This window comes from Amycolatopsis sp. cg9, from assembly GCF_041346945.1.
GTDB lineage: Bacteria > Actinomycetota > Actinomycetes > Mycobacteriales > Pseudonocardiaceae > Amycolatopsis.
This window is the reverse complement of sequence record NZ_CP166850.1, coordinates 3,219,048-3,231,257: the sequence shown is the minus strand read 5'-3', so window position 1 is coordinate 3,231,257 and position 12,210 is coordinate 3,219,048. Positions and strand designations below refer to the sequence as shown.

At 69.1% G+C, this 12,210-nt stretch carries 11 protein-coding genes; all 11 read right to left on the bottom strand.

The genetic code is table 11. The features are described 5' to 3' along the window. Window positions 1–392: 392 nt before the first annotated feature. The 11 genes from AB5J73_RS15500 to AB5J73_RS15450 all read right to left on the bottom strand — a co-directional run bounded on the left by AB5J73_RS15500 (window position 393) and on the right by AB5J73_RS15450 (window position 11,862). A complete protein-coding gene (locus tag AB5J73_RS15500; RefSeq protein WP_370973162.1) occupies window positions 393–1,370 on the bottom strand; it encodes a hypothetical protein in 978 nt (325 codons plus the stop codon). An 85-nt stretch (window positions 1,371–1,455) separates the two neighbouring features. Then, window positions 1,456–2,034 carry a hypothetical protein gene (locus tag AB5J73_RS15495; protein WP_370970403.1) on the bottom strand — a complete coding sequence of 193 codons (579 nt, stop codon included), beginning with the start codon at window positions 2,032–2,034 and terminating at the stop codon, window positions 1,456–1,458. Window positions 2,035–2,070: 36 nt separating this feature from the next. After that, the gene (locus AB5J73_RS15490) at window positions 2,071–3,336 is read right to left on the bottom strand and encodes an MCE family protein (RefSeq protein ID WP_370970402.1); all 1,266 of its coding nucleotides are present in this window, start codon (window positions 3,334–3,336) and stop codon (window positions 2,071–2,073) included. Next, a complete protein-coding gene (locus AB5J73_RS15485; RefSeq protein WP_370970401.1) occupies window positions 3,336–4,517 on the bottom strand; it encodes an MCE family protein in 1,182 nt (393 codons plus the stop codon). The genes AB5J73_RS15490 and AB5J73_RS15485 overlap by 1 nt, the downstream gene beginning before the upstream one ends. Further along, window positions 4,514–5,698, bottom strand: coding sequence for an MCE family protein (locus AB5J73_RS15480; protein WP_370970400.1), 1,185 nt, complete (start codon window positions 5,696–5,698; stop codon window positions 4,514–4,516). The genes AB5J73_RS15485 and AB5J73_RS15480 overlap by 4 nt, the downstream gene beginning before the upstream one ends. Beyond that, window positions 5,695–6,681 (bottom strand): MCE family protein, encoded by a 987-nt coding sequence (locus AB5J73_RS15475; protein ID WP_370970399.1) that lies wholly within the window; start codon window positions 6,679–6,681, stop codon window positions 5,695–5,697. Before AB5J73_RS15475 ends, AB5J73_RS15480 begins: the two co-directional genes overlap by 4 nt. After that, window positions 6,678–7,706 carry an MCE family protein gene (locus AB5J73_RS15470; protein WP_370970398.1) on the bottom strand — a complete coding sequence of 343 codons (1,029 nt, stop codon included), beginning with the start codon at window positions 7,704–7,706 and terminating at the stop codon, window positions 6,678–6,680. The genes AB5J73_RS15475 and AB5J73_RS15470 overlap by 4 nt, the downstream gene beginning before the upstream one ends. Next, the gene (locus tag AB5J73_RS15465; RefSeq protein ID WP_370970397.1) at window positions 7,703–9,028 is read right to left on the bottom strand and encodes an MCE family protein; all 1,326 of its coding nucleotides are present in this window, start codon (window positions 9,026–9,028) and stop codon (window positions 7,703–7,705) included. The genes AB5J73_RS15470 and AB5J73_RS15465 overlap by 4 nt, the downstream gene beginning before the upstream one ends. After that, on the bottom strand, window positions 9,025–9,861 hold the full coding sequence (locus AB5J73_RS15460; protein ID WP_003060266.1) for an ABC transporter permease: 837 nt from the start codon (window positions 9,859–9,861) through the stop codon (window positions 9,025–9,027). Before AB5J73_RS15460 ends, AB5J73_RS15465 begins: the two co-directional genes overlap by 4 nt. 4 nt (window positions 9,862–9,865) lie before the next feature. After that, window positions 9,866–10,618, bottom strand: a complete 753-nt coding sequence (locus AB5J73_RS15455) for an ABC transporter permease (RefSeq protein WP_103351767.1) — start codon at window positions 10,616–10,618, stop codon at window positions 9,866–9,868. Window positions 10,619–10,656: 38 nt separating this feature from the next. Then, window positions 10,657–11,862, bottom strand: a complete 1,206-nt coding sequence (locus AB5J73_RS15450; RefSeq protein WP_086860689.1) for an ABC transporter ATP-binding protein — start codon at window positions 11,860–11,862, stop codon at window positions 10,657–10,659. Window positions 11,863–12,210: the final 348 nt, after the last annotated feature.

The window sequence follows — 12,210 nt, the reverse complement described above, 5'->3', positions numbered from 1 at the left end:
GATTCCGTCGCCGGGCCTGTGCCGCACACCACCTCGGCACGGCCGGAGAAGTTCTCCCGGAGGTGCGCTGAGGGGTGTCGCGGAGGGCCGTTCGGAGGCCCGCGCGGCCGAGTCACAGCGGTCACTCGTGCCCCAGGCGCCACGGCGGCGGAGAGGGGTCCGAGAGGCCGCGACGGACCCCTCGGCGGCCTCGGATGGCACCGGCGGTTCCACGAGCCCCTGAACGCCGTACAAGAGCGCTCCGGGCCGCCCGGGGTGCCCGGCCCGGGCCCGCCGGGCACCGCACGGCCCACCTTCTCGCGCGAAGCCGCTTCGCTGCCGAAGCGGCTTCGGCCACCGGCAGCGCAGCCGTGCCCCGCCGAGCGGCCGGCCCGGGGAGCCCGCTCGCGAAGCTACTTCGTCGGGGAGGGGGACGCCGGCGGTGCCGACGAAGCCGGGGCCTGGGTGGCCGCCGGGACCTTCGGCGCGTTGTACGTGTCCATGTCCGTGATCTTCCACTTGTCGCCCTGGAGCTGGGCGTTCAAGTGGAGCTGGGCCGTGCCCGCGGTCGTCTTCTTCGTGTCCGTGCGGGTCGAGGTCTGGTCGACGAAGACCATCACCTTCGCCAGGTCGCCGTTGAGCATGATCACCGCCGACCGCGTCACCTTGCAGGTCACGACCATCTTCTGCTCCGGCGCGAGCCGCTTGACCTCGCCCATCAGGGAGTTGTACTTGGCGCGGACGTCGTCGTTGGCCAGCAGGTCGTTGGCCGCGTCCTCGGTCTTCTTGATGTTGTTGAAGTCGTAGGAGAACAGCGCCTCGGCCGCCTTGGACACCGAGTCCTTGACCTGCGCCGTCTTCGCGACGTCCAGCAGCGCGGTGTTGCTGGTCGCCGAGGAGACCTGGACCTCTTCGTACTTGAACCAGAACGCCAGCCCGCCCAGGACCAGCGCCACCAGCACCAGCGCGCCCGCGACCACGTACGGCTTCCGCGCCGGCGACGCCGCGGGCTTCGCCGGTTCCGCCGGGGCCACCGGGACCTCGGACTCTTCCGTCGGCTTCGCGATGCCCGTGTCGCGCTTCTTCCGGCGCGGCGCGGGGCGGGCGGGGGCCGCTTCGTCCTCGACCGCGGCCGGCTCACCGGTGAGCGCGTCGACCTCGGGCTCCTCCTCGGTGCCGACGGCGGCGAACACCGCGGTGTCCTCGGCGGAGGGCGCCGTGTCGAGCTGCCCGCTGGTCGCTTCGAACGACTCGGGCTTGGCGGCCGGCCGCGGCACCGGGCGCGGGGCCGGCCGGGGGCGCGGCTTGCGCGGCTCGGCGGGCACGGCGGGGAGCTGGCCGGTCCGCTCGGCGGCGGACTCGTCCGTCGGCGGCTTGCGCAGACCGGCCACGCGCGGCCGGCGCGACGGCGGGGTGCTGCTGCTGCGAGGCGGCTGGCGGCGGGAGGGGGGCACTACGGGCTCCTTCTGGGTGACGCTACTGGCCGGCCGCGACGAGCGGGACGCTGTCGATGCCGGACAGCTTCCACGCGTCGCCCACGCGGGTCATCGACACTTCGAGGCGCAACGGCTTCGCGCTGCTCTTGTCACCCTGGGTGACGGTCGTGGCGATGGCAGCGAGAAAGCTGGCCTTGCCTTCGTGGTCGTCCAGCTCCTCGACGGCGATGTCCTGGACGTCCGTGGTGACCTTCGTCTTGGCGTCGGCGAGCGCCTTGCGGAACGTCGGCGCCGACTGGTCGATCTGCTGGGCCATCTTGTCGTCCGACACGGACTTCTGCCGGGCGAAGAAGCCGTCGAGGTCGGTGTAGTCGACCTCGGTGTAGGCCTTCAGCGCGTTGCTGCCCGCCTTGACGACGGCCTCGCGCGAAGCCGCCAGCTCGGCGTTGTCGTCGGCCGCGGCCGCCCACCACTGGATCCCGAAGAACGCGGCGGCGATCAGCGCGGCCAGTGCCAGCGCGCCGGCGCCGAGCACCAGGGTCCGCGAGGAAGACGGCTCCTCGGCCGGCGTCGGGGTGACGCCGGTGTCCTCGACGGCGGCCGGCTCGTCCGTACTCATGGCACTCCAGGGTAGGTGGCGGTCATCAAATCCACGTCAGGCCAGTCCGAGCAGCGCACCCAGGCTGTTCAGGCTGACGCCGGGGCTGCCGACGATGCCCGGCACGCCGCGGCTGTTGCGCTCCTCCGCCAGCTCCTCGGCCGGCCGGTTCGCGTTGGCCGAGACGTCGGCGTCGGACGGCGCGACCGGGACACCGCCGTACGGCGCGTTCTGCGCGCCGCGGACGTTGATCGGGCTGCCCTTCGGTTCGGCACAGTACGCGTTGTCGTCCGCGGGCCGAGGCGACAGGTTGTTCCCGGTCCGGTACTGCGAATACGGCATGTAGCCCTTGGTGCAGGCCGGCGGGTTGAACAGGTTGAGCACCAGGCCCAGGTGGGCGGTCCCGTCGCCGGGCGCGACGCTGCTCGCCGCGCCGGCCAGCGCCGGGTAGGTGACCAGGCCCTGCTCGATGCCGTCGAGCCGGGTCACGGTCAGGTTGGCCGTGGTGAGCAGGTTCGCCGTCAGCGCGCCCAGGCCCGGCCCGGACTCCTTCAGCACCTGGCTGACCTGGGCGGCCACCTGCGGCGTGATGCCGATGAGCTTGCGCAGGTCGCCGTCGGAGTTCTTCAGCGTGCCGGTGAGCTCGTTGAGGCTCTTGCTGAACGACGCGAAGTTCGCCGCCTCGTCGTTCTGCGTGTCCAGCACCTTCCCGCCCTGGTCCAGCAGCTGGATCGTCTGCGGCAGGTACTCCTGCGCGGTCGTGGTGAAGCTGCGCGCGGTGTCCAGGAGCTTCTGGAGGTCCCCACCGGTGCCGCGGAAGGCGTCGTAGGACTCGTCGACGACCGTGCGCAGCGAGTCGACCGGGACCGACGCCGCGAGCGAGTCGAGGTCGCCGATCAGCCGGTCGGTGCTGACCGGGGTGGTCGTCTTGGCCGCCGGGATCACCGAACCCGCGGCCAGGTACGGGCCCTTGTCGGCCTTCGGCTTCAGGTCGACGTACTGCTCGCCGACCGCCGACCGGTTGGCGACGACCGCGTCGAGGTCCGCCGGCACCTGGGGCGCGGACGGGTCGATGTTCAGGTCGGCCTCGAGCCCGGTCGGGGTGAGCCGCATTTCGCCGACCCGGCCGATGTTGTAGCCGCGGTAGGTGACTTCGGCGTTGGTGAAGATGCCGCCCGACTCGTTGAGCTGCAGCTTCACCGTGTAGCCGTCGTTGCCGAACACGGTGCCGAGCCCGGCGAACCGGATCAGCGCGTACACGATCGCGACGACCGAAATGACCGCGAACGCGATCAGCTGGATCTTCGTCCGGCGCACCAGCATCAGCCCGCACCTCCCGACAGGAGCCCGAAGAGATTGCCGAGGCCCGGCTGCGACTGCCCGGACCGCTGCCCGCTCTCGCCCGGGATCGGCAGTGGCGGCGGCTGGTTGGCGGGGGTGCCCTCGACGCCGCCGGTGAGCCCCGGCAGCGGGAGCTGCCCGGCGAGCGCGTTCTGGCGGCTGTTGCCGAGGTTTTCGACGACGGTCTTCAGGTTCAGGTCCACCTTCGCGAACAGGTTGAAGTAGTCGCCCTTGACGTCGTTGACGGCCTGGTCGCTGAACGGGAACGTCAGCAGGATCTGCAGGGCCTTCGGCAGGTCGTTGCCCGCCTCGCCGAGCTTCTGCAACGTCGGCGTCAGCGCCTTGAGGTCGGCGACGAGGTCCTTCTGCGACCGGTTCACGGTGTCGGTGGCGACCCCGGAGAGGTTGTCGAGCGCCTGCAGCATCGTGACCAGCTGGCCGCGCTGCGACTCCAGCACGCCGAGGCCCGGTGCGAGGTTGTCGACCGCGCCGACCAGCTTGTCCTTCTGGCCGTTCAGGGTCGAGGACAGCCGGTTCAGCCCGTCGAGCGCGCGGGTGATGTTGCGCGACTGCTGGTCGAGGTTCGTGACCAGCTGGTTCGCGTTGTCCAGCAGCGCCTTGATGTCCGGCTCGCGGCCGGACGTGGCGTTGTTGAGCTCCTTGGTGATGGTGTTGAGCTGGTCGACGCCACCGCCGTTGAGCAGCAGCGACAGCGCCCCGAGCAGCTCTTCGACCTCGACGCTGCGGTTCGTCCTGGCCAGCGGGATGGTCGCGTTGTCGGCCAGCTTGCCCTGGGCCTGGTCGTCGCCCGGCGAAGCCAGTTCGACGTACTTCTCCCCGAGCAGGCTCGACTGCTTGACGTTGGCCAGCGCGTTGGCCGGCAGCTTGACGTCGCCGTTGACCTTCAGCGTGACCAGCGCGTGCCAGCCGTCCTTGGTCAGGCCGACGTTCTCGACCCGGCCGATCGGCACCTCGTTGACCTTCACCCCGGCCTGCGGGGTCAGGTCGAGCACGTCCCGGAACTCGACGTTCACCGTGTACGGGTGGTCGCCGAGGTCGGCGCCGCCGGGCAGCGGCAGGTCGTAGATGCCCTTGAACGCGCAGCCGGAGAGCACCAGCGCGGACGCCGTGGCGAGCGTCCCGACGGTCAGCAGCTTCCTCACTGGCCACCTCCCGTGCCGTAGAGCTGCCCGGCGATGGGCAGCGGCAGCGGCGGGAGCTTGCCCGCCTGCAACGCCTGGACGGTCTGCGCCACGGAGGGCAGCGGGACCAGCCCGTCGACCACGCCGGCGATGCCCTCGCAGATGTTGCCGAGCGCGTCGAGCGCGTCCGGGGTCTGCTTGAGCAGCCGGCAGATCATCACCAGCGGGGGCTGGGTCAGCTCGTTGAGGTTCGGCCGGGCGTCGAGCGTGCCCGCCGAACCGTTGTAGGTGTTGACCAGGTTGCTCAGACCGACCGGGGCGACGTCGAGGATCTCGGCGAGCGAGCTGCGTTGGTCGACGAGCACCTTGGTGACCCCGGCCAGCTTGTCCACGTTGGACTTGAGCCGGTCGTGGTTGGCGTCGATGAACGACTGCACCGCGGTGAGCGTGGTGCCCAGCTGCTGCACGGTCGCGGCCAGGTTGTCCTTCTCGGAAGCGAGGTAGCCGCTGACGTCGGCGAGCTGGCTCTCGAAGTTGCGGACCGACTTGTCGGAGTCGGCCAGCGTCTGCGAGAACTTGCCGAGGTTCTCCACCGTGGAGAACAGGTCGTCCTTGTTGCCGGCCAGCGTCCCGGCCGCCTGGCCGAGCTTGGTGATCGTGTCGTGCAGCGCCTGGCCGTTGCCGTCGACGTTGGCCGCCGCGGTGTTCAGCAGGTTCGACAGCGACCCGTTCTTGTTGGCGCCGTTCGGGCCGAGGGTCTCGCTGACCCGGGCCAGGCTGGACGCCAGCTGGTCGACTTCGAGGGGCACCTCGGTGCGGTCGAGGCCGATCACCGCGCCGTCGGAGATCCGCGGGCCGCCGGTGTAGGCCGGGGCGAGCTGGACGTAGCGGTCCGACACCAGCGACGGCGCCACGATGAGCGCCTTCGCGTCGGCCGGGACGGCGACCGAGCGGTCGTACTCGAGCTCGACCTTCACCTGGTTGCCCATGGGCTGGATCTTGGTGACCGTGCCCATGTCGACGCCGAGCATCCGCACGCTGTTGCCCTCGTAAAGGCCGACGGCGCCGGCGAAGTACGCGGTCAGGTGGTTGCGGCCGGCGTCCTTCAGGGTCCACCAGATCCCGCCGGCGACGACGAGCGCGAGGACGATCGCGATGGTGAAGCCCCGGGTGAGGGCCTGGCCGAAGCGGGTGTCACTCATTTCGTGTAGCACCCCTCTTCGTTGATCGGGCCGAACGACGGCAGCAGCAGACCGCAGATGTAGTTGTCGAACCAGCGCCCGTTGCCGATGGTGTTGGTGAAGACGCGGATGAACGGCGCGAACTTCTTGATGCCGTCGGCCAGGGAGTCCTGGTTGCGCTGCAACATCGACGTCAGCTGGTCCAGCGAGGTGAGCACCGGGTCGAGCTGCTTGTCGTTGTCGTCGATCAGGCCCTGCAGCTGCGTCGCCAGCTCACGGGAGCCGTTCAGCAGCGACGTGATCGCGTCTTCGCGCTTCGACAGCTCGTCCAGCAGCTTGTTGCCGTCGGTGAGCAGCTTCTGCACCTCGGCGTCGCGGTCGACCAGCGTCTGCGACACCTCGCGGGTGTTCGCCAGCAGGTTGGACAGCTGCTGGTCGCGCGACGCGATGGTGTCCGACAGCTTCGACAGGCCCGACAGCGCGCCCTTCACGTCTTCCGGCGTGTTGGCGAAGGTCTGCGAGATGGTGTCGAAGCTCTGCGCCAGCTGCTTGGTGTCGATGTTGTCGACGGTCTGGGAGAGCCCGCGGAAGGCGTCGAGCACGTCGTAGGGGGCCATCGTGCGGTCCCGCGGGATCGCCGTGGCCGGGTCGAGCGCGCCCTGGCCCTGCGGGTCCAGCGACAGGTACTTCTGGCCGAGCAGGGTCTTGATCTTGATCGCGGCGCTGGTCCGGTCGCCCAGCCAGGCGTCCTTGACCTTGAACGACACCTTGACCGACGCGCCGTCGAGCTCGATGTCGCTGACCTTGCCGACCTTGACGCCGGCGACCCGGACGTCGTTGTCCTTCTGCAGGCCGGAGGCTTCGCTGAACTCGGCGGTGTAGGTGGTGCCGCCGCCGATCACCGGCAGGTCGTCGGAGTTGAGCGCGGCGAGGAAGCCGAGCGCCAGCACGGCGATGCCGACCAGGGCGATCGGGACGGGGTTGCGCTTCTGGAAGGACTTCATCCCTTGCACCTCTCCCGGTTGGCCGGGATCAGGGGCAGGGGCACGTCGTTGATCAGCGGCGGCAAGCTGACGCTCCCGGTGAACTCGCAGGCGTAGAAGTTGAACCAGGACCCGTAGTCCGCGGTGCGGGTCAGCGTGCTCACCTTGGTCGGCAGGAACTGGATGAAGTGCTCCAGCTCCGGCTCGTTCTTGTTGAGCTGGTCCGTGAGGTTGCCGAGCGCGCTGATGTCGTTCTTCAGCGGCTCGCGGACCTCGCCGAGGAGCCCGGACGTCGTCTGGGCCAGGTTGCCGAGGCTCTCGATCGCGTCGCCGATCGGCTTGCGGTCGGCGGCGAGGCCGGAGGTCAGCTGCTGCAGCTTGATGATCAGGTCGTTGAGCTGCGGCGTGTGCGCGTTGACCGTGTCGAGGACCGAGTTGAGGTTGTCGATGACCTCACCGATCACCTGGTCCTTGTTCGCGATCGTGGTGGCCAGCGACGCGGTGTGCGAGAGCAGGCTTTCGACGGTGCCGCCCTCGCCCTGCAGGACCTGGATGACCTCGTACGACAGCTTGTTGACGTCGTCCGGGTTGAGCGCGGTGAACAGCGGCTTGAAGCCGTTGAACAGTTCGGTCAGGTCCAGCGCCGGGGTGGTCCGCTCCAACGGGATGGTGCCGCCGGGGCCGAGCGTCTTGCCGCCGCTGTTCTCGCCTTCGCCGAGGGAGACGTAGCGCTGGCCGACCAGGTTGCGGAACTTGATCTGCGCGGTCACCCCGGCCGGCAGCTGCCGGCCGGCGTCGACCTCGAACTCGACCTCGGCCTGGCGCTTGTCGACGATCTTGACGTCCTTGACCTGCCCGACCCGGACGCCGGCGATGCGGACGTCGTCGTTGGGCAGCAGGAGCGTCGCGTCGGTGAAGCGCGCCTTGTAGGCGTTGGTGCTGGTGGTGTTGATGTTGGCGATGCTGATCCCGAGGATCGTCGTGAACAGCACGGTGACCACGACGAAGATGCCGAGCTTGATCAGCGGCGCGAGCAGGCCCCTCACTTGACCGTCACCTCCGCGCCCCGGTACAGCGGGCCGACGAGCAGGGCGCTCCAGCCCGGGACGTCCGCCGCGTTCATGCCCAGCTGCGGGCCGAGCAGGTCGGCCAGGAAGCCCTGTTCCGCGCTCGAGTAGGCCAGGTCACCGGCGCCCGCGCCGTTGCCGGCCGCGTCCGCCTTGAACTTCGCCGGGTTGAGGCCTTCGCCGACCGTCTTCGGCGCGGCCTGGTGCTTGGTCCCGTCCTGGAACGCGCCGTCCGGCGGCTCGGACGGGAACGGCTTCGGGATGTCCTTCATGTCGTAGCAGCGCGGCCCGCGCTTGTCCTCGAACCGCGGCTCTTCCTTGCCCGCCTCGTACGGCGCGCGCGGCACGATGATCTCGATCGTGGCGTGCAGGCCGGGCTTGTCGGTGCCCTTGCCGAGCGCCTGGTCGATCAGCGGGACGTTGTCGGCCATCTGGGAGATCACGCAGGGGTACTCCGGCGCGTACTTCGCCAGCAGCTCGGCCGTCGGCCGGGCGGTGTCGGCGAGGGAGATGATGTTTTCCTTGTTGTTCTGCAGGAAGGTCTGCAGGTCGATCGAGGCCTGGGTCAGGCTGCCGTAGAGGTTCGACAGGTTCTGCTGCTGGTCGACCACGGTCCGGGTGGTCGTGCTCAGGTTGTCGAGGCTCTGCACCAGGTCCGGCGCGGCGTCCTTCAGGTGGTCGGAGAACTCCGCGAGCGCCTTGAGGTTGTGCTGCAGCTCCGGCTCGTGCGGGTTCAGCTCGCCGATGTAGGTGCCCAGCTGCGTCAGCGTCTCGCCGAGCTGGTCGCCGCGGCCCTGCAGCGCCGTCGAGATCGCGGTGAGCGTCGCCGACAGCTTCTGCGGCTGCACGGCCTGCAGCACCGGCATCAGGTGCTCGAACGCCTGGTCCAGCTCGACCGCGCTCGACGTGCGGTCCTGCGGGATGACGTCGCCGCTGGCCAGCGTCTTGGCCGACGGGTCCTTCGGGATCTCCAGCGAGACGAACCGCTCGCCGAAGAGCGTCTTCGGCAGGAACCGCGCCGAGACGTTCTCCGGAATCAGCTTCGCCGACTCCGGCTTGAGTGCCAGGGTCAGCTCCGCGCCGTCGGCGGTGGCGGTGATGTCCTCGACCGAGCCGACGATCAGCCCGCGCACCTTCACGTCGGACTGCTTGATCAGCTGGTTGCCGATCTTGTCGGCCTGGAGCTTGACCGTGACGACCGGCGTGAACGCCTTGTCGTAGAGCGCGATGGACAGCGCCACCCCGCCGACCATCACGGCGATGAGCAGCAGGCCGAGCAGCCTGCGTCGGAGCGTCCTCATCCCGCGATCCTTACCGTGACGTCGGTTCCCCAGATGGCGAACCCGATGAAGAAGTTCATGATCGACACCGTGACGATGGAGAGGCGCACGGCCTTGCCGACCGCGACGCCGACGCCGGCCGGGCCGCCGGTCGCGCGGTAGCCGAAGTAGCAGTGCGACAGGATGATCAAGACGCTGAAGAGCAGCACCTTGATGAACGAATAGAGCACGTCCTGCGGTGGTAAGAACAGGTCGAAGTAGTGGTCGTAGGTACCGGCGGACTGGTTGTAGATGTAGATGACGACCAGTCGTGACGCGAGGTACGAGCTCAGCAGGCCGATGATGTAGAGCGGGATGACCGCGACGAACCCGGCGATGATCCGCGTGGTCACCAGGTACGGCAGGCTCGGCACACCCATGACTTCCAGCGCGTCGATCTCCTCGGAGATCCGCATCGCACCCAGCTGCGCGGTGAAGCCGGCGCCGACCGTGGCGCTCAGGGCGAGGCCTGCGACCAGCGGCGCGATCTCGCGCGTGTTGAAGAACGCCGTCAGGAAGCCGGTGAAGGCCGACGTCCCGATCGAGTTCAGCGCCGAGTAGCCCTGGAGACCGACGAGGACACCGGTGAACAGCGTCAGGCCGACCATCACGCCGACCGTGCCGCCGATGACCGCGAGCGAGCCGGACCCGAAGCTCACCTCGGCCAGCAGCCGGAGGACCTCTTTGGTGTAACGGCGCAGCGTCCGCGGCGTCCACAGCAGTGCCCGGCCGTAGAACGACATCTGGTCACCGAGGGTGTCCAGCGTCTGCAGGGGTCGGTTGGCGACGCGTTTCGCGCCCTGGAGGAACGTCATGGCGCTAGTCCAGCTTTCCGGGCACGATCTGCAGGTAGATCAGGGTGATCACGAAGTTCACGACGAACAGCATGAGGAACGTGATGACCACCGACTGGTTCACCGCGTCCCCGACGCCCTTCGGGCCGCCGGAAGGGTTGAGACCCCGGTAGGACGCGACGACGGCGGCGATGAACCCGAAGATCAGCGCCTTGAGCTCACCGACCCAGAGGTCGGGCAGCTGGGCGAGGGCGGAGAAGCTCGCCAGGTAGGCACCCGGCGTCCCGCCCTGCAGCACGACGTTGAAGAAGTAGCCGCCCAGCACACCGATGACGCTGACCATGCCGTTGAGCAGCAACGCGACCAGCATCATCGCGAGGGTGCGCGGCACGATCAGCCGCTGCACCGCGGAGACGCCGAGCACCTCCATCGCGGCGATCTCTTCGCGGATGGTCCGGGCGCCGATGTCGGCGCAGACGGCGGAGCCGCCCGCGCCCGCCACCAGCAGCGCGGTGACCAGCGGACTGGCCTGCTGCACGGTGGCGAGCACGGAGCCCGCGCCGGTGTAGGACTGCGCGCCCAGCTGGCGGGCGAGCGAACCGAACTGCAGCGAGATGACCGCGCCGAACGGGATCGCCACCAGGGCCGTCGGCAGGATGGTCACGCTCGCGATGAACCACGACTGCTGGATGAACTCCCGCAGCTGGAACGGGCGCTGGAACAGGCCGCGGACGATGTCCAGGCCGAGTGCGAACAGGTTCCCGGTCTCTCGGAGCATGCCGATCCCGGGGATCTTCGCCTGTGTTGCGGGAGAACTCACCGGCCACCTGGCCCGTTGTCGCGCGGCGGTGGCATCCGGTGCGAGCCGGGTCTCGGCGGCTGGCCGCCGCCCGGGATGCGCGCCACCTGGTCGGCGGGCAGCTGCCCGTGGTGCTGGTTCGGGACGCCGTCACCCTGCGGGCGGGCGCCGGCCGGCACCTGCTGCTGTTGCTGCTGCTGGGCCTGGGCGACGCGGCGGGGGCTGACGCCGTAGTGGCGCTGCTCCTCCGGGCTCAGGGAGGCGATGATGCCCTCCTGCGCGGGCTGCGGCAGCCGGTGCAGGACCTCCATGACCCGGTCCTTGCGGCGGACCGCGCCCATCCGCTGCGGCACGCCCGGCGTCGTCTGCATCTGCGGCGGCACCCCGGAGATGTCCTCGACCCCGCCCGCGTGGTGGCCGGCGTCGAACATCGCCTGCTCGGCGGCCATCTGGGCGGAGTCCTTCTCCTCGGACATGCCGATCGGGCCCTGCATCCGGCCGTTGAGGAACTGCTTGACGACCGGCTCCTCGCTGGTCAGCAGCACCTCGCGCGGGCCGAACATGACCAGTTCCTTGCGGAAGAGCATGCCCAGGTTGTCCGGCACCGTGCGGGCCAGGTTGATGTTGTGCGTGACGATCAGGAACGTCGCGTCGATCTGCGCGTTCACGTCGAGGAACAGCTGCGAGATGTAGGTCGTGCGGACCGGGTCGAGACCCGAGTCCGGCTCGTCGACCAGGATGATCTCGGGGTCGAGCACCAGGGCGCGGGCGAGGCCGGCGCGCTTGCGCATACCGCCGGAGATCTCGCCGGGGAGCTTCTTGTCGGCGCCGTTCAGACCCGTCATGTCGAGCTTTTCGAGGACGATCCGGCGGATTTCCGTCTCGGACTTCTTCGTGTGCTCGCGCAGCGGGAAAGCGACGTTGTCGTAGAGGTTCATCGAGCCGAACAGCGCGCCGTCCTGGAAGAGGACGCCGAAGAGCTTCCGGATCTCGTAGAGCTTGTGTTCGGAGCAGGTGACGATGTCGACGCCGTTGATCACGCAGCGCCCGCGGTCGGGCTTGAGCAGGCCGATCATCGACTTGAGGAACACCGACTTGCCGGTTCCGGACGGTCCGAGCATCGCCGACACCTCGCCCGGGGGCAGGGTCAACGTGACGTCCCGCCAGATGGCCTGCTTACCGAAGGACTTGGTCAGACCTTCGATGACCACCTCGGCACCCATCGCACCTCCAGGAGCTGTTCCGCGTCATTGCGCCCGCTGCCACACCCTGCCACCCACGCCGGCGGCGGGTGCGGGCCTGTGGCGCCCACGAACCCGCGTCAACCAGGTGCAACGAGCTGAGTGCGAACAGGTTACTCACCAGTTTTATTTTCTGGCCAGACCCGGACCCATCGTCACCCCGCCGTGATCGGCAACTGGCAGCACGGTAGTCCATTCGGGGCATCGGTGCAGATTCACGCAGCCCGGAACCCACGATTTAGGGACCCGGGGCTATTCGGACACCACCCCTAGGGGGATCGGTGCCCGGGTACGACGAAAGGGGCGGGCATCCAGGTGGATGCCCGCCCC